Genomic DNA, 16,520 nt, shown 5'->3' on the forward strand with positions numbered 1-16,520 from the left:
CGCTTGCCGCGAGCAAATGCCGGCGCAGGTCTGCGCCTTACGAATGTCAAACGACGGGAATGTTCCGTTTTTCAGGGCCGGCGCCGTTGCGCCGCGCCGTTAAGAGCTGCCGTCATGCGGATCCTGAATTATCGACCATGTTCCTCCCCCTTCGGCCTATGCCGTCTTCCCTGACGCACGGCGCGGATTCTGGCTCGTCCTGCGATCCGTCGTCATGGCGGAGAAGTTCAAGCGGCACCTCATTGATGATCAAACTGCGGAAGGTCTGGTTTCAGAAGCGTAAATGCTTTTGCCGAAAAGGCAATGAAACCAGTTTCTTGCAGGAATCGGATATGAAAGCGTCGTGATTTGGCTATAGGGTTCGGATTTCGGATAAAAATCTGTCCCGTTTCGAAACTGCTTGCGCTGGCCGCGCGTTCCAGCCGTCCGGCCGATGCCCTACAGGCGATTGCCGCAGCGAAAACCGGGCGATCGCCCGCGGTTTTGCCGGCATGACTATCCACTTTGCGCGCGGACGATCCGTATCGCGCGCCGAAAATTGCACCACCTCTGCAGACAGAGCGATCTTTTAATTTTCTGACCGCAGTGTTTCGGCCGAGCGACGTGCTCGATTGCAGCGGACCCGCGCCTCTCAAATGACTTGGGCGGCTTCTTGGAAGAATACTCGGCCGGTGGATGACGCATCTGGTTGTTGCTCATGGTGAGTAAATTCATGACGAAGCCATCGTCCCAATCGTCTCGGCCGCCTGCCCGCTTGATGGAAAAGCACGGCGGCGAGGGAAAAGGCGCTGAGCATCAGGACGCCGCGATCGACCGGGAAGCGCTTCTCGATGCGCTGCTGGGGCCGTTTCCCCTTCCGGTGTTCTACAAGAATTCGGCTGGCCGCTATGTTGGCTGCAACAAGGCTTTCGAAGATTTCTGCGGTCATGGGCGCGAAGAGATCATCGGGAAAACGGATTTCGATCTCAACTCGAAGCATCTGGCTGAACTCTATCTGATCGAGAACGAAGCCCTCCTCGAAAGAGGCGGAGCCCAGTATTCCGAAAGGAAGATGATCGCCGCAGATGGCGCGGTGCGGGATGTCGTCTGGAACAAGGCGGTGCTCTCGGGCGAAAACGGCACTCCGGCCGGCCTGATCGGCGCCGTCGTCGACATTACCGAACGCAAGCAGGCCGAGCGCGAGCTGAAGAAGGCGCTCGAATTCGCAGAAGGTATTCTCACCGCCATACCCGACGTTCTGTTCGAAGCGGACGAGGAGGGCCGTTATCTCCAGGTCTGGACGCGAAATCCCGACCTGCTCGCCCAGCAGAAGGAGATGCTGCTCGGCAAGACGGTCAACGATGTGCTTGCAGCCGATCAGGCCGCCATCGCGATGGAGGCTCTTCGCACGGCTGGCCGGGACGGAGTAGCCTACGGGCGATGCATCAGCATCGCTTTGCCGAATGGCGAAACGCGATGGTTCGAGCTGTCCGTGGCCAGGCGGCCGAGCGCCGATCCCACGGCCGAGACCACGCTGCTGGCATTCTCGCGCGATATCACCGAGCGAAAACAAGCCGAAGACGCCATCAACTCGGTGCGGACGCAGTTGCTGAGCGTGCTCCAGACCATGCCCGACATGATCTGGGTCAAGGACATGAATGGCGTCTACCTGCTGTGCAACCACACTTTCGAGCGGCTGACCGGGCTGACGGAAGCCGAGGTCGTCGGAAAGACGGATTTCGAGCTGTTCGATATGGAAAGGGCCCGGTTCTTTCAGGAGTCGGACAAGGCGGCGATCAAGGCGGGCGAATGCATCCTCAGCGACGAGGAATGGGTCGTTTCGCAGGAGAGCGGCCAATCCATTCTGCTGGAAACACGCAAGGTGCCGGTCACGGATGCGGCGGGAGAAATCGTCGGCGTTCTCGGCGTCGCGCGCGATGTGACCGAGCTGAACGCCTCGCGCCAGAAAATCCACCAGATGGCCTTTTACGATCCGCTGACCGCGCTGCCGAACCGCTCGCTGTTCAACGATCGGCTGCGGCAGATGATCACCTCGGCAGGGTCGCGCGGCCAGCGGGCCGGCGTGATGCTGATCGACATCGACCATTTCAAGGTGGTCAACGATACGATGGGCCATCCCGTCGGCGACGAATTGCTCTGTCAGGCGGCCGCCCGTCTCAATGCCAGCGTCCGCGATTACGATACCGTTGCCCGTCTCGGCGGCGACGAGTTCGCCATCCTGCTGCCGGATCTCCGGCAAGGCGATGATCTCGGCCGCATCGCCAGCAGCATTCTCGAAAAGTTCAAGGGCGGCTTCCTGCTCGATGGCAAGGAGGTCTTCATTTCCTGCAGCGTCGGCATCGCCCTCTATCCCGGCGACAGCGCCGACGCCAACGATCTGGTGAAATATGCCGACTCGGCGATGTATCTCGCCAAGCGCTCGGGACGAAACAATTTCAGCTTCTATTCCAAGGACCTGACGGCGAGCGCCGAGGAGCGCATGCGGCTGGAATCGGAGTTGCGCCGCGCCATCGAACGCGAAGAGCTGGAGCTGCACTACCAGCCGAAGGTGCTTCTGGACAGCGGCGCAATGGTCGGCTCCGAAGCGCTGCTGAGATGGCGTCACGCCGAGATGGGCATGATCCCTCCCGACCGGTTCATTCCAGTCGCCGAAGACACCGGGCTGATCGTCGAACTCGGGCGATGGGTTCTGCGCGAGGCCTGCCAGACTGCGGTCGAATTGAATGCCGGCAGCCAGGCGCCGCACAAGGTGGCGGTCAACCTGTCGGTCAAACAGTTCCAGTCCATCGGGCTGGTGAAGTCGATCGCCGAGATTCTCGACGCGACCGGCTGCCGCGCCGAATGGATCGAAATCGAAATCACCGAAAGCCTTCTCCTGGATCAGAAGGACGAGACGCTGCAGACGCTCTCCGAACTTCGCGGCATGGGATTTTCGATCGCCATCGACGATTTCGGCACCGGCTATTCGGCGCTGAACTACCTGGCGCGCTTTCCGATCGACACGCTGAAGATCGACCGATCATTCATCAACAGCGCCGACCGGCGCAACGAGGAGCTCGTCAAGGCGATCCTCTCCATCGCCCGCTGTCTCGGGCAGAATGTCGTGGCGGAAGGCGTCGAAACCGCCGAGCAGGCGGCCTTCCTCGCCGCCAACGGATGCGGCTCGGCGCAAGGGTTTCTCTACAGCAGAGCCGTGCCGAAAGCTGAGATCATCGCCCTGCGGCTGCGCTCTCCGGCCGGCGGCTCCAGCCCGGGCGAGGTGTGGCCTCGCGGGTGAGCGCGTCCGTGCGTCAACTATCCGCGTTGATGGTCCCAGCCGCGCCGGCAAGCCTCGCCTGAAGCTCCACGGTAAGCCACCGCGCCGCAGGCCTGGTCTACCTCAATCAATTCGCAAATCATTTCAGAAATTACACTGAACGGCAGAACATTTCACGACCACCTCTTGCCATTCGTAGTACCACAACAGACTTTGCGCGATAACAGTTGAGACGCCGACAACCAATATCATCTGTCGGAGCGTGAGGGACTTCCAAAACACAAGCCGAGCTAGAAGTAGGCAACTCGTCATTCCTGCCGGAAACATCAAAACTGGCACGAACGAACTAAATTCTGCTTCAGCTCGGTTTTTCGACGAACAACACAAGAAGTATTTGTGGTCTTCCGAAAGCCCAAAAACGACATCGGTCAACGCTATATACCCACTCCAAACCACCGACACCGGGCCAAGAAGAAATCCCGCGACAGCGACGACAAGGAACGCTCCGAATAAAAACAGGAACGCATTCAGGCCAATCATAAAAGCGAGTGTTTTCAGAACGAGGAAGATTGGCGATGCCAGAACACAAAGCAACGTCGCCAATGCCCAAGCCCTGTTTTGTCTCTGAGTTGGAAGGTCGACTTCCGCTTGCACATCCATGTGCGGCCCCTCAAATGTGAAAAAGCAAAACGACCATGTGGTGGTAGTGCGTGACCAAAAGCGTTGATCCCGCGATTAGTCTAACTCCAACCGCCGGCCTGCAGCCTTCGATTGCGCTATCCGATTGTCGCAGCTCTGTCCACTTGGCGCAGCAAAGCCGCAAAGTGAGCTGCGCGGCGCCCTAAAGTAGGATTTTGTTAAGGCTGATCCGGCGTTTACTGTCATACGAACACAGAGCAACTCATTGAAATGAATGGCGAACTGTTCCGGTTGTCCGGCGATGAAGCACGCCGCAGCCCATGCGCAATCGGACCTGGAGACATGAGCGTTTCCTGTCCTCCAGAATACGAAATAATGAAATGCACATTGCCGAAATCATTCCCTTTCCCCATCAGCTTTCCAACATCCCGGTAGACGCTTGCGAGCCGCAGGCCGTGGGCGGGCCGTCCGCCGTCACGGATACCGATATTGATCAGATGCTTCAGGCGCGCGCCCGGATCCGCAAGGTTCTGGACGAACTCGACAGGCTGAACGGTGAGTTGAGCCAATTGATCGTCGAAGGTTGATAGAGCAGACGATCGTCGGCGGGATCTTCACCGGTCCCGCCGACTGACTTCACTGAGGCGATTTTTCCGCAAGGCGGAGCGGGATGCAAAGCGGCCGGCCGTGAACGGGATCGGTGATGATTTTCGCCTGTACGCCGAAGACGTCTGCCACCCTCTCTTCGGTGACGAGATCGGCCGGCGCGCCGGTGGCGACGATCTCGCCGCCCCTGAGGAAGACCAGCATGTCGCCGTAGCGCGCCGCGAGATTGAGGTCGTGCAGGACGAGCACGACAGTTCTGCCGAATTGCTGCTTGAGACGGTAGACCAGTTCGAGGCATTCGAGCTGGTGGGCGAGATCGAGATGGTTGACCGGCTCGTCCAGGCAGATGATGTCGGTTTCCTGCGCCAGCACCATCGCAATCCATGCACGCTGCAACTGCCCGCCCGAGAGGGAGCCCAGCCTGCGCTCGCGCAGATGCCCGACGCCTGTGCCGGCCATCGCCTGCTCGATCGCCTCCGCATCGCCGGCGCTCCAGGGCTGCAGCAGCGTCTGATGCGGATAGCGGCCGAGGCGCACGAGCTCCTGCACCGTCATGTCTTCGGGCGCTGACGGGCTCTGCGTCAGCAGCCCGATCTTCCTGGCAAGCGCCTTTTCACCGAGACTGTGCAGATTGAGCTCCTCGAGGAGGATATGCCCCTTGCTCGGCTTGTGAAGCCGGCGGATTGCGCGCAGCAAGGTGGACTTGCCGCAGCCGTTCGCGCCTGCGAGCACGGTGATCTTGCCTCGGGGAATGGCGAGCGACAGGGAGTGGAGGACGTTGAGCTTGCCGTAATCGAGGCTGAGCTCCTCGATCGAAATCACGCTGTCGATGGCGGTCGTACTAGTCATGGCGCTGGTTTCTCATCAGGAGATAGAGGAAGTAGGGAGCGCCGATGACGGCCGGGACCGTTCCGGCGGGCACTTCGGTCGGCGAAAAGAGCACCCGGACGAGAAGGTCCGCGCCGACCAGCATCGATGCGCCGATGAAGAAGCTGCCGATCAGGCCGAAATGGACGGTCCGCCCGATCAGCCGGCGCGCGAGATGCGGCGCCATCAGGCCGATGAAGCCGACGCCGCCGACGAAGGCGGCGGAAAGCGCGGTGATGGCGGCGGCAAGGATGAAGATCTGGATGCGGAAGCTCGGCAGGTTGAGGCCGACGCTTCTGGCCGAGGTCTCGTCGAGATCTGCCGGCGGCAGCCTGCGCGCGACGATCAGCACGAGAAGCACGAGCGGCAGCATGCCGATCGCGGTGATGCGGATTTCATTCCAGTTGATCTCGTTGACCGCGCCGGCGATCCAGCGCGCCGCCTGTCCCGCCTGATAGACCGGGCCGACGAGCATGGCGATCACGGTCAGCGATTTCAAAACCGCGGCGACGGCGGTGCCGAAGAGAAGCAGGCGGATCGCCGACGCCGCCTGCCGGCCCGCGAAGGAGAAGACGACGAAGATCGCTGCAATCGACCCGGCGACGGCGGCGACCGGCTGATAGGCGACCGAGGTGACGAGGGCGTTGGACTCGTTGGAGAGCGCGGCGAGGAAGCAGACGACCGCGAGTGCGGCGCCATCGACGACGCCCAATATGCCGGGCGAGGCGAGTTCGTTGCGGGTGACGCGCTGAAGAAGATAGCCGGCGATCGCAAAGCCGCCTCCGGCGAGAGCCGCGATCACCACGCGGGGCAGGCGGAATTGCAGGATGATGACGGTCTTGCCGCGGATGTCGGCGCCGAGAAGCACGTCCCATACCTGCGCGAGCGGGATCCAGGTCGAGCCGAACGCGATCCCCGTCAAGGCGAGGACCGCGAAGAGAAGGATGATCGCGGCGAGCGTCAGCGGCGCTCTGGAGGCTGCGAGCGGGCGGGCAGGGGAAATCATGCCGCTCTCCGCTTCAGCAGGACCAGCAGGACGATGCCGCCGACGGTCGAAGTGATCGCGCCGACCGGCGCCTCGGCCGGGTAGATGATGAAGCGCGCGAGGATATCGGCCGCCGTCGCGTAGATCGCGCCGATCAGCGCCGAGGCGACGATGAGGCGGCGATGGCTGAGGCCGACGAAGCGTCGGGCAAGATGCGGCACGACGAAGCCGACGAAGCCGACCGGGCCTGCCATGCAGACGCCGGCGCCCGTCAGGAGCGAGATGGTCAGGAAGCCGGCCCAGCGCACGACGGCAAGCGGCACGCCGAGGTTTGCCGCCGTCGTATCGTCGGCCTGCAGCGCATCGAGCGGCTGCGCCAGCATCCAGGCGACTGCGAGCCCGGCCAGCACCACGGGCGCGCCGCCAAGGGCAAAAGCGATGGGGCGGTCTGCAAACGAGCCCGTCAGCCAGAACAGCAGCTCCTTCAGCTGGGCTTCGTTGGTGGTCAGGATAATCTGGACGATCGAATAGCCGAGGCCTCCGACGGTGACGCCGACCAGCACGATGCGGATCGGCGAGAAGCCTCCGGAACTGGCGGCGACGCCGAAGACGAGCAGGCTGGTGGCGAGCGCGCCTGATATGGCCGCCAGCGACATTCCGGCGATCGAGCCGACGCCGAACCAGACGCTCGACGCGACGACCGCGAGCGCCGCGCCGCCATTGATGCCGAGCGTATCGGGAGAAGCGATGCGATTGCGCGCCAGCGTCTGGGTCAGGACGCCCGCGACACCGAGCGCGGCGCCGACGAGCGGCGCGAGAAGGGCGCGGGGAATGCGCAGCGTGGTGATGACGACGGCGCTTTCCGATCCATCAAAGGAGAAAATCGCGTTCCACATCGCGGCCGGCGAATATTGCCGGTATCCGAGCGCCACGCTGGCGACGACGGCGGCCATCAGCACCGCCCACAGCAGGATCGTCAGCGATATCCCGGGTCGGGAAGAGGTGGAGACGGCAATCGGGCGCACGGTTTCAGCTTGACTTTAAGTGGACAATGTATCTCATCTTATGGCCCGACCGATTGGTCGGAAAATCATCCGATTGTCAAGTTCGAGGCGTCTGTGCGTACGAAATCCATTCTGCTTGCGGTCTTCACGGCCTTCCTCTCCCTCATCGTGGTCAATGCGGCCAGCGCGCGCGAAGTGACCCATGCCATGGGCGTGACAGAGGTGCCGGATGCGCCGAAGAGGATCGTCGTCCTGACCAACGAGGGAACGGAAGCGCTGCTTGCGGTCGGCATCAAGCCGGTCGGCGCCGTGCGTTCCTGGCTGGGCAAGCCCTGGTACGATCACATCGCAAAGCAGATGGACGGTGTGACGGTGGTCGGCGACGAATCGGCCGTCAATCTGGAACTGATCGCCTCGCTCGAGCCCGATCTCATCCTCGGCACCAAGTTCCGGCAGGAGAAGATCTATTCCCAGCTGTCGGCCATCGCGCCCACCGTGCTTTCCGAGCGGATCAGGAGCGATTGGAAGGGCAATATGAAGCTCTATGCCACCGCCGTCGGCAAGCTGGCGGAGGCGGATGCGGCCTTCAAGGCCTATGACGATCGCGTCGCGGCGATCAGCAAGGCGCTCGGGGACAAGAAGGCCGAGAAGATTTCGCTGGTGCGCTTCATGCCCGGGCGCACCCGGATCCTGCTGAAGGATACTTTTGCCGGCAACATACTGAGCCAGATCGGCTTTGCGCGGCCGGCAAACCAGGACCGGATGGAATTCGCTGACGAAGTGACGAAGGAGCGCACGCCGGAATTCGACGGCGACCGGCTCTTCTACCTCGTCTACGACACGGGCGACGGCAAGACGGCCGCCGCCGCCGCCGACTGGACTTCCGATCCGTTGTGGAAGAACCTCGCCGTCGTCAAGGCGGGCAAGGTCGACGCCGTCAGCGATGCCGTCTGGAACACGGCCGGCGGCATCCTCGCGGCAAATCTGATGCTCGACGATATCGAGAAGCTCTACGGGCTGCCTGCCTCGCGTTAAGGCGCCAAGCCAGGAACCTCACGTCATCCCGCTCAAGCACCGCAGGCTAGCGAGGCCTGTGGTGCTGCAGCCATTGCCGAAAATATCGCCGAATGATGGCGGCAATCGCCACCTGGCGCTCGCCTGAGAAGGCGTCGGGTCTTGGTCCGTTCGGGCTTCGGCCTTCGATCCAGCACTTCATGAAACGAATGATGGTGTAGCGCAGTTTGGGTGGCGGCATGCGCCCGTCCATCGCTGTTTCCCAGCGGATTCACTTGCCGAAGGGCAGGTCTTCGTGCTGTCGTCGAATTTCCAGTATTTACTTTTATAATTATATAATGCAAATTCCTTCCGTCCGGCTCAGAGGTGAGCCCCGCGATGCGAGGAGGAAAATCGCGATGCGCAATTTCATGAAATACGGTTTGATGGCTGCGATGATCGGCACCGCGCTGAGCGTCGGAAGCATCTCCGCAACTGCCCAGGATCTTGAACTGACCATCACGGCGCCTGCCGGCGCAGGCGGCGGCTGGGATTCCGCCTCCCGCTCGCTGCAGGAAGCCATGATGGCGAGCGGCAATGCCAAGAGCGTGCAGGTGGTCAATGTTCCCGGCGCCGGAGGCACGGTTGGCCTTGCCCAGTTCATTGGAACGGCTAAGGGTTCGCCCAACCAGCTTCTCGTCGCCGGCATCACCCTCGTCGGTGCCAGCATTTCCAACAAGTCGCCGGTCGATCTGACGCAGGTGACGCCGCTTGCGCGCCTGACCGGCGATCCGCTCGTGATCGTCGTCCCGAAGGATTCGCCGATCAAGTCGATCGACGATCTGCTGGCCGCCATCAAGGCCGATGTCGCCAAGACCATCTGGGTTGGCGGATCGGCGGGCGGCGCCGACCACATCCTGGCGGCGCTCGTCACCAAGGCGGCCGGCGCGGATCCGGCCAAGATCAATTATGTCGCTTATTCCGGCGGCGGCGAATCCCTTGCCGCCATGCTGGGCGGCCAGGCGACGGCCGGGGTGTCGGGCTATGGCGAATGGGAAGGCCAGATCAAATCGGGCGATCTCAGAGCGCTCGCCATTTCCTATCCGGAGCCGATCGAAGGCGTCGAAGCCAAGCCGCTCAAGGCGCAGGGCCTCGACATCGAGCTGGTGAACTGGCGCGGCATCTTCGCCGGCCCGGGCGTTGAGGGCGCCGATCTCGACGCGCTGAAGGCGGCCGTCGACAAGACGGTCAAGTCGGAGCAGTGGAAGGCGATCCTGAAGGCGCGCGGCTGGTCCGACTATTACGCTCCCTCCGACGAGTTCAAGAGCTTCATCGCCTCCGAGACCGATCGCGTCAGGACGATCCTGACCTCGATCGGGCTTGCCGACTGACGTGACGGCGACGGGGAGGGGTGTTGCTCCTCCCTTTCGCGGCGAGGAAACCATGACCCCCAAGACAATCCACTCTCCGACCCGTCCTCCGGTGGTGATCGCCGTCGTCCTGTTTGCGATCGCGGCCATCACCTATTGGGACGCCAGCCATATGACGGCCCGCGCGGCCTACGGGATGAGCGCCAGCGCTGCGTCGTACTTCGTCGCTCTCCTCTTCGCCGTTCTCGGCATCGGGCATCTGTTGTCAGCCTTCAAGCCCTCTGATGTCGAGGTCGAGACCGCCGACTGGAAGGCTGTCGCCTGGGTCGGCCTGGCACTCTGCGGCCTGATCGGCTCCATTTGGCTCGGGGCAGGTTTCATCGTCGGTTCGACCTTGCTTTTTGCCCTGACCGCCCGTGCCTTCGGCCGCAGGGCCTTTCTGGCGGATCTCTGTCTCGGGGCCGGAATCGGGCTCGTCGTCTTCCTGCTGTTCAACAAGCTTCTGACGCTCGCCTTGCCGCAAGGCCCGCTCGAGCGGCTTTTCTGAGGGACGCCCGATGGATTCAATTTCCTTTCTCATCGACGGCTTCGCGCTCGCAATACAGCCTGCAAACCTGATCTATGCCGCGATCGGCGTGATGATCGGCACGGCCGTCGGCGTCCTGCCCGGCATCGGCCCGGCGCTCACCGTGGCGCTGCTCCTGCCCGTCACCTTCAAGCTTGATCCCGGCGGCTCGATCATCATGTTCGCCGGCATTTATTACGGCGGCATGTATGGCGGCTCGACCACGGCGATCCTGCTGAATACGCCGGGTGAAAGCGCTTCCGTGGTGACCGCGCTCGAAGGCAACAAGATGGCCCGCTCGGGCCGGGGCGGCCCGGCGCTGGCGACCGCCGCCATAGGCTCCTTCGTCGCGGCGCTGATCGCCACGCTCGGGCTCGCCTTTCTGGCGCCGCTGCTGGTCAAGATCGCCGTGAAGTTCGGCCCATGGGACTATTTCGGTCTGATGCTGATCGCCTTCGTGACGGTCTCGGCCACATTCGGTTCCTCGCCGATGCGGGGCCTGACGAGCCTTGCCTTCGGCCTCTGGCTCGGCCTGATGGGAATAGATCAGCTTACCGGCCAGGCCCGGCTGACCTTCGGCGTTCCCGAACTGCTCGACGGCGTGGAAGTGACGACGCTCGCCGTCGGCCTGTTTGCGATCGGCGAGGCGTTTTTCGTCGCCTCGCGCCATCTCCACAAGCCGGAGAAGCCCATTCCCGTGAAGGGTTCGATCTGGATGACGAGGGAGGACTGGAAACGCTCCTGGAAACCCTGGCTGCGGGGAACTTTCATTGGTTTTCCGATCGGCGCGCTGCCGGCGGGCGGCGCGGAAATTCCGACCTTCCTCAGCTATAATATCGAGCGGCAGCTGAGCCGGAAACCGGAAGAATTCGGCCAGGGCGCGATTGAAGGCGTCGCCGGGCCGGAGGCCGCCAACAATGCCTCGGCCGCCGGCACGCTCGTGCCGCTGCTGACGCTCGGGCTGCCGACCTCGGCGACAGCAGCGGTGATGCTCGCCGGCTTCCAGCAGTACAATATCCAGCCCGGCCCGCTGCTGTTCACCCAGCATGCCGATCTGGTCTGGGGCCTGGTGGCAAGCCTGTTCATCGCCAACGTCATGCTGCTCGTGCTCAACCTTCCCCTGGTCGGCATGTGGGTGCGGCTTCTGGCGATCCCCCTGCCGTGGCTCTATGCCGGCATTCTGGTCTTCGCCTCGATGGGAACGATCGCCGCCAATCCCTCGGTCGTCGAATTGCTGCTGCTGACGGGCTTCGGCATCGTCGGTTTTCTGATGCGGCGGTACGATTATCCCATCGCGCCGGCGGTCGTCGGGCTGATCCTCGGGCCGCTGGCCGACAATGCGTTGCGCCGTTCGCTGCAGATGAGCCTCGGCGATCCGATGATATTGCTCCAGCATCCGAGCTCGGCGATCATGATCGCCATTGCGACGATTGCCCTGATCGCGCCTTTCATCTTCCGTGGCTTGTCGCGCTTCCGGCAGGATGAGGATTGACGTCGTGGCGCCGGTTGCGCGACATGCTGTGGATGATGTCGGGCAGCCGGGACGCCTCGTTCCTGTTGTCGAAGAGAAGAAGTGGCTCCGGACTTACATGGCAAGGAATAGCCTCTCACCGCAGATCAGCACGAGCATTATCGAATTCGTGAAGAGCAACGGGATGCGCAAGGGCGAACATCTGCCGTTGCAGATGCTCGCCGACACGTTCCGCGTCTCCCGCGCGCCGATCATGAGCGCGCTGCGCAAGCTGGAGGAGCGCGGCATCGTCCGGGCCGAGCCCAATCGCGGATATTTCCTCGGCATGGATGGCAACGAGATCGAGGTGGTGAAGGCGGAGGGCGATGAGCAGCCGGATGGCGACGAAGCGGTCTATTTCAAAATCGCCGAGGATCGGCTCTCCGGCGTCCTGCCCGAGCGCGTCAGCGAAAACGAACTCATGCGGATCTACGATCTGCCGCGCACGAAGCTCCTGAAAGTCCTTCATCGCATTGCCGACGAAGGATGGATAGAGCGCCTTCCCGGCAACGGATGGTCGTTCCGTCAGACGCTCACGTCCAGGCAGAGCTACGAGGAAGGTTATGTCTTCCGTGCGGTGATCGAACAGCAGGCGATGCTGCTGCCGACATTCGAGCCCGACGAGGAGGGCTTCCGCAAGGCGCGGCAGACGCAGACGGCGTTGCGCGACGGCGGATACGAAACCTGGTCGCGCGCCGAGATATTCAAAGCCAACAACGATTTCCATGAAATGCTCGTCGCCTGCTCGAAGAACGAGTTCTTCCTGGATTCTTTGAAGCGCATCAACAGGCTGCGGCGGCTGGTCGAATATCACATCACCATCGACAGAAGCCGCTTGCCGCGGCAGACGACGGAACATCTGCATATCCTCGATCTGCTCGAAAGCGACCGGCGCAGCGAAGCGGCGGCATTTCTCTACACCCACATCATGGGCGCCGGGCGCATCAAGGCGCCCAAGGTCTAGTTCACGAGGTTCTCAGCAATTCGACTACGGAACGCGATGAGGTGATGGCAATGTCAAATTGCATTTTATAATCATATAATGTAAACAAATGCGGATAGGATGCGGGAAGTGACGATGATCTCCAAAATGACGATCGATGAGAGGGAATATGATTTCATCGACCTGCCCAAGGCGGCCGGCGACGAACTCGAACGGCTTCCCTACATCCACCGCATCCTGCTGGAAAACGTGCTTCGCACGGCGGGGCAAGATGCCGGGAGGGCGCAAGCCGCGATCCTGGGGTGGCTCGATACCGGCACCAGCGATCTGGAAATCCCGTTCCTGCCCAACCGCGTTCTGATGCACGACACCACCTGCGGTCCGGCCCTCGTCGATATTGCCGGTATGCGTTCGGCCTTGGCCGAAGCCGGCGCCGATCCGGCGCGGCTCAATCCGGTCGTGCGCGTCGACGTCTCCACCGATCATTCGGTGGCGGTCGATTTCTTCGGCGGCGCCGGTTCGCTCTCCCGCAACATGGCGCGCGAATTCGAGCGCAACGCCGAGCGCTACCGCTTCATGAAATGGGCGACGAATACCCTCTCGGACTTCCACGTCCATCCGCCCGGCACCGGCATCATGCACACGCTGAACCTCGAAAGGCTGGCGACCGTGGTGAGCGTCATCTCCCGAGGCGGCAGGACCTGGATTGCGCCCGATACGCTGATCGGCACCGACAGCCACACGCCGATGATCAACGGCATCGGGGTGCTGGCCTGGGGCGTGGGCGGATTGGAGGCCGAAAGCGTCTTCTTCGGCATGCCGGTCGCGCTTCGCGTACCCGATGTGGTCGGTGTGCGGCTGTCGGGCGCGTTGAAGGACGGCGTGCTGGCGACCGATCTTGCGCTCGTCGTCACCCACATTCTTCGCAAGATCGATCTTCAGGACAAATACGTCGAATTCTTCGGGCCGGGCGTGTCGGCGCTGACGGCGGGCGACCGGGCTGTTGTCGCGAATATGACGCCGGAATTCGGCGGCAATAGCGGCTATTTCCCCATCGACGGCAATACGCTCGCCTATCTCGGCGCCACCGGCCGGACAGAGGCGCAGATCCGCCTGGTCGAGACCTACTGTCGCCGTGCCGGCCTCTGGTTCGATCCGGACGCTGCGCCGCGCTACACGAGCATCGTCGAGATCGACCTGTCGCTCGTCGAGCCCAGCCTCGCAGGCCCGGCGCGGCCGCAGGACAGGCTGGCCGCGAGCGCGACTAGGGCGGCGATCGCCCCGATGAAAAAGGCCTCCGCGCTCGCCGCCGGCGGGCCGAACGACGGCGCGGTCGCCATCGCCGCGATCACCAGCTGCACCAACACATCCGATCCGAGGCTGGTCGTCGCTGCCGGCCTGCTTGCCCGCAAGGCGAGGGCCTACGGGCTGCGCCCGCCGCATTGGGTCAAGACCTCGCTTGCGCCGGGCTCGCCGACCGCCGAGCGCTATCTCCGGCGCTCGGGGCTGCTTGACGATCTGGAAGCGGTCGGTTTCGGGATCGTCGGCTATGGCTGCACGACATGCATCGGCAATTCGGGACCGTTGACGGAGCCGATCTCCACCGCGATGGCCGAGCGTGGCATCCTGCCGGTCGCGGTTCTCTCGGGAAACCGGAATTTTCCGGGTCGGGTCCATCCGCAGCTCGAGGCGGGCTTTCTGGCCTCGCCGCCGATGGTGATCGCTTTCGCGCTCGCCGGCACGGTCGAGCTCGACATTATGACGGATGTCATCGGTCATTCCGGGGCCGGCGAGCCGGTGACACTGTCGATGCTCTGGCCTGAGAGTTTCGAGATCGACGACGCCCTCCTTTCAGCGTCGGACCCTGACGACTTCACGCCGGCCTATGACGAGGCGGAAGCCAGCCGGATCTGGCGGGAGCTCGAAGCCCCTGAAACCACGATCTTTCCCTGGGACGAGGCTTCGACCTATATTCGCAGGCCCCCCTTCGCCGGTGCCGGCAAGGGAAGCCTGCTCGGAACCTATGCGGCGCGGCCCCTGCTCGTGCTTGGCGACGACATCACCACCGACCATATTTCGCCGGCCGGCGCCATTCCCGCCGCCAGCGAGACGGGCCGATATCTGATCGGCATGGGCGACAGCCCGACGGATCTGAATGTCTATGCCTCCCGGCGCGGCAATTGGGAGGCCATGGTCCGCGGTCTCTTCACCAACCGGACGGTCCGCAACATGTTGGGGGATGAGATCCCTGCCGGCTCCACGATCCATTGGCCGTCGCAAGAAATCCTGCCCCTGTGGAAGGCGGCGGAGCGATATGCGGCCGAGCGGCAGCCAGTGGTGATCGTCGCCGGTGAAAGATACGGCATGGGCTCGTCGCGCGACTGGGCGGCGAAAGGCGCGTCGCTGCTCGGCGTGCGCGCCGTGCTGGCGCAAAGCTTCGAGCGGATCCATCGCTCCAATCTCATCGGCATGGGAATATTGCCGCTGCGGCTACCGTCTGGATACGAGCCGGCTTCACTGAAGCTCACGGCCGGCGATGTCATCGAGATCGCGGCGGAAGGCCACCTCGTCGCGCCACGCTCTCCCGTCCGCGTGACCATCCGGCGGGCCGGCGGCGATCGGATCTCGTTTGCGGCGGCGGCCGCCATCGAGACGATGGCCGAGGTCGAAACGCTCAAAGCCGGGGGGATTCTGCCGCTGATATTGCGGGATATCATCACGACTGCCGAAGAGCGGCGATGACGCGGTCGGCCATGAAAGCGCAGCGGGCGCCATCGAAGGGAAACAGCGCCGAGAAAGCGCCCGAGAGACGTTTTTCGATCGACTGGCGCATCATCCGGCGCGCCCGGTGCAGCCGGGTCTTGGCGGTTTCGGGCCTTATGCCGAGATAGGATGCGGCCTCGTCGGTGCTCATGCCCTCGACATCCCGCAGCACGAAGACAGCGCGAAAATCATCCGGCAGTTCGTCGACCGCGTTTTCCAGGAGATGCCGCGCCTGGCTTCGCGACAGCTCGGTTTCCGGATCGGCCGCCGGCAGGGAGGATGGAAACTGCAATAGCTGGCCGCCCGGCGACGTCGTCTGCATGTCGATTTCCTCGAGCGCGGTGGTGTTTTTCCGCGCCCGCACCCGGCCGAGCGCCTCGTTGAGCGCAATCCGGGTTAGCCATGTCGAAAGCTCGGCCTCGCCGCGGAACGCAGCCAGATTGATGAAAGCTTTGACGTAGGCTGCCTGCACAACATCCTCCGCCTCCGCATCGTTGCGGATGACGGCGCGGGCGGTGCGGAACAGGCGCCGATTGTGACGCTGGACCAAGGCGCGGATGGCGGACTCATCACCCGTCTTCGCAAGCGAGACGAGATCGACATCGGAAAGCGTCGATATGTCAGGCCGGTGTTGCGGGGCCGGAACCGGAATGGCTGTCATGGAAACTACGCCTGCTGCTTTGTCGTTCCTTCGGAGTCCGGCCTAAGGCCGGACCTCCAGTTTGCCCGTCATGGCGGGATGAAAGCGGCAATAGAAATCGACCGCTCCCGCTCGGCTGACCGTCATGCGGCCCTCCGATTTCGGCGGCAGGTCGATATCGAAGCTTTTGTCGCGGGCCGTTGCCGTGTGCCGGAATATATCATCGTTTCGCCAGACGATCACATCGCCGACTTTGAGTCCGGCGGGCGGCGGGCCGAATTTCATGCCTGATATGGTGACCTGATAGTCCGCCGCCGGGGCAGCGCCCGCCCAAAGCAGGGCGGAGAGCAGCAGCAGCGATTTCATCGGCGAGCCCATC

At 62.9% G+C, this 16,520-nt stretch carries 16 protein-coding genes; 8 read left to right on the plus strand and 8 right to left on the minus strand.

What is annotated here, in order from left to right:
* Positions 1 to 239: 239 nt before the first annotated feature.
* The gene (locus ATY76_RS33245) at positions 240 to 503 is read right to left on the minus strand and encodes a hypothetical protein (protein WP_141105021.1); all 264 of its coding nucleotides are present in this window, start codon (positions 501 to 503) and stop codon (positions 240 to 242) included.
* 254 nt (positions 504 to 757) lie between these two features.
* On the opposite strand from ATY76_RS33245, the gene ATY76_RS15060 reads away from it, so the two are divergent.
* Positions 758 to 3,277: a bifunctional diguanylate cyclase/phosphodiesterase gene (locus ATY76_RS15060; protein WP_245309957.1), complete on the plus strand. Its 2,520-nt coding sequence runs from the start codon at positions 758 to 760 to the stop codon at positions 3,275 to 3,277.
* A 123-nt stretch (positions 3,278 to 3,400) separates the two neighbouring features.
* Here ATY76_RS15060 and ATY76_RS15065 read toward each other — a convergent pair whose 3' ends face one another.
* Positions 3,401 to 3,916, minus strand: coding sequence for a hypothetical protein (locus ATY76_RS15065; RefSeq protein WP_088675547.1), 516 nt, complete (start codon positions 3,914 to 3,916; stop codon positions 3,401 to 3,403).
* Positions 3,917 to 4,275: 359 nt separating this feature from the next.
* Here ATY76_RS15065 and ATY76_RS15070 point away from each other — a divergent pair, with 359 nt between their 5' ends.
* The gene (locus ATY76_RS15070) at positions 4,276 to 4,482 is read left to right on the plus strand and encodes a hypothetical protein (RefSeq protein WP_088675548.1); all 207 of its coding nucleotides are present in this window, start codon (positions 4,276 to 4,278) and stop codon (positions 4,480 to 4,482) included.
* Between the two features lie 49 nt (positions 4,483 to 4,531).
* Here the strand turns inward: ATY76_RS15070 and ATY76_RS15075 are convergent, their stop codons facing one another.
* The 3 genes from ATY76_RS15075 to ATY76_RS15085 are packed head-to-tail and all read right to left on the minus strand — an operon-like array spanning position 4,532 to position 7,378.
* Entirely contained in the window at positions 4,532 to 5,350 is an 819-nt protein-coding gene (locus tag ATY76_RS15075) for an ABC transporter ATP-binding protein (RefSeq protein ID WP_088675549.1), read from the minus strand.
* Positions 5,343 to 6,374, minus strand: a complete 1,032-nt coding sequence (locus ATY76_RS15080; protein ID WP_088675550.1) for an iron ABC transporter permease — start codon at positions 6,372 to 6,374, stop codon at positions 5,343 to 5,345. The genes ATY76_RS15075 and ATY76_RS15080 overlap by 8 nt, the downstream gene beginning before the upstream one ends.
* Complete coding sequence (locus ATY76_RS15085) at positions 6,371 to 7,378, minus strand: iron ABC transporter permease (RefSeq protein ID WP_245309887.1); 1,008 nt, start codon at positions 7,376 to 7,378, stop codon at positions 6,371 to 6,373. The genes ATY76_RS15080 and ATY76_RS15085 overlap by 4 nt, the downstream gene beginning before the upstream one ends.
* Before the next feature lie 93 nt (positions 7,379 to 7,471).
* On the opposite strand from ATY76_RS15085, the gene ATY76_RS15090 reads away from it, so the two are divergent.
* Positions 7,472 to 8,392: an iron-siderophore ABC transporter substrate-binding protein gene (locus ATY76_RS15090; RefSeq protein ID WP_245309888.1), complete on the plus strand. Its 921-nt coding sequence runs from the start codon at positions 7,472 to 7,474 to the stop codon at positions 8,390 to 8,392.
* 46 nt (positions 8,393 to 8,438) lie between these two features.
* On the opposite strand, the gene ATY76_RS33720 is transcribed toward ATY76_RS15090, so the two are convergent.
* A complete protein-coding gene (locus tag ATY76_RS33720; RefSeq protein ID WP_190233662.1) occupies positions 8,439 to 8,612 on the minus strand; it encodes a hypothetical protein in 174 nt (57 codons plus the stop codon).
* A gap of 157 nt (positions 8,613 to 8,769) precedes the next feature.
* Here ATY76_RS33720 and ATY76_RS15095 point away from each other — a divergent pair, with 157 nt between their 5' ends.
* From ATY76_RS15095 to acnA, 5 genes are all read left to right on the plus strand, one after another.
* Complete coding sequence (locus ATY76_RS15095) at positions 8,770 to 9,741, plus strand: tripartite tricarboxylate transporter substrate-binding protein (protein WP_088675551.1); 972 nt, start codon at positions 8,770 to 8,772, stop codon at positions 9,739 to 9,741.
* A gap of 52 nt (positions 9,742 to 9,793) precedes the next feature.
* Positions 9,794 to 10,267, plus strand: a complete 474-nt coding sequence (locus tag ATY76_RS15100) for a tripartite tricarboxylate transporter TctB family protein (RefSeq protein ID WP_088675552.1) — start codon at positions 9,794 to 9,796, stop codon at positions 10,265 to 10,267.
* Between the two features lie 10 nt (positions 10,268 to 10,277).
* Positions 10,278 to 11,777: a tripartite tricarboxylate transporter permease gene (locus tag ATY76_RS15105; RefSeq protein ID WP_088675553.1), complete on the plus strand. Its 1,500-nt coding sequence runs from the start codon at positions 10,278 to 10,280 to the stop codon at positions 11,775 to 11,777.
* 97 nt (positions 11,778 to 11,874) lie between these two features.
* Positions 11,875 to 12,759, plus strand: a complete 885-nt coding sequence (locus ATY76_RS15110; protein ID WP_088676057.1) for a GntR family transcriptional regulator — start codon at positions 11,875 to 11,877, stop codon at positions 12,757 to 12,759.
* A gap of 114 nt (positions 12,760 to 12,873) precedes the next feature.
* Complete coding sequence (gene acnA / locus ATY76_RS15115; RefSeq protein ID WP_245309889.1) at positions 12,874 to 15,480, plus strand: aconitate hydratase AcnA; 2,607 nt, start codon at positions 12,874 to 12,876, stop codon at positions 15,478 to 15,480.
* Here the strand turns inward: acnA and ATY76_RS15120 are convergent.
* Both ATY76_RS15120 and ATY76_RS15125 read right to left on the minus strand, forming a co-directional pair.
* Positions 15,455 to 16,162, minus strand: a complete 708-nt coding sequence (locus ATY76_RS15120; RefSeq protein ID WP_088675554.1) for an RNA polymerase sigma factor — start codon at positions 16,160 to 16,162, stop codon at positions 15,455 to 15,457. The genes acnA and ATY76_RS15120 overlap by 26 nt on opposite strands.
* Positions 16,163 to 16,204: 42 nt before the next feature.
* Positions 16,205 to 16,519, minus strand: a complete 315-nt coding sequence (locus tag ATY76_RS15125) for a cupredoxin family copper-binding protein (protein ID WP_088675555.1) — start codon at positions 16,517 to 16,519, stop codon at positions 16,205 to 16,207.
* Between the last annotated feature and the right edge of the window lies 1 nt (position 16,520).

The organism is Rhizobium sp. R339 (genome assembly GCF_002211395.1).
Taxonomy (GTDB): Bacteria; Pseudomonadota; Alphaproteobacteria; order Rhizobiales; family Rhizobiaceae; genus Rhizobium.

Coding starts and splice junctions, on each gene's coding strand:
- ATY76_RS15060 (WP_245309957.1), top strand. CDS start 758: ATGGAAAAGCACGGCGGCGAGGGAAAAGGCGCTGAGCATCAGGACGCC.
- ATY76_RS15065 (WP_088675547.1), bottom strand. CDS start 3,916: ATGGATGTGCAAGCGGAAGTCGACCTTCCAACTCAGAGACAAAACAGG.
- ATY76_RS15070 (WP_088675548.1), top strand. CDS start 4,276: ATGCACATTGCCGAAATCATTCCCTTTCCCCATCAGCTTTCCAACATC.
- ATY76_RS15075 (WP_088675549.1), bottom strand. CDS start 5,350: ATGACTAGTACGACCGCCATCGACAGCGTGATTTCGATCGAGGAGCTC.
- ATY76_RS15080 (WP_088675550.1), bottom strand. CDS start 6,374: ATGATTTCCCCTGCCCGCCCGCTCGCAGCCTCCAGAGCGCCGCTGACG.
- ATY76_RS33720 (WP_190233662.1), bottom strand. CDS start 8,612: ATGCCGCCACCCAAACTGCGCTACACCATCATTCGTTTCATGAAGTGC.
- ATY76_RS15095 (WP_088675551.1), top strand. CDS start 8,770: ATGCGCAATTTCATGAAATACGGTTTGATGGCTGCGATGATCGGCACC.
- ATY76_RS15100 (WP_088675552.1), top strand. CDS start 9,794: ATGACCCCCAAGACAATCCACTCTCCGACCCGTCCTCCGGTGGTGATC.
- ATY76_RS15105 (WP_088675553.1), top strand. CDS start 10,278: ATGGATTCAATTTCCTTTCTCATCGACGGCTTCGCGCTCGCAATACAG.
- ATY76_RS15110 (WP_088676057.1), top strand. CDS start 11,875: ATGGCAAGGAATAGCCTCTCACCGCAGATCAGCACGAGCATTATCGAA.
- acnA (WP_245309889.1), top strand. CDS start 12,874: ATGATCTCCAAAATGACGATCGATGAGAGGGAATATGATTTCATCGAC.
- ATY76_RS15120 (WP_088675554.1), bottom strand. CDS start 16,162: ATGACAGCCATTCCGGTTCCGGCCCCGCAACACCGGCCTGACATATCG.
- ATY76_RS15125 (WP_088675555.1), bottom strand. CDS start 16,519: ATGGGCTCGCCGATGAAATCGCTGCTGCTGCTCTCCGCCCTGCTTTGG.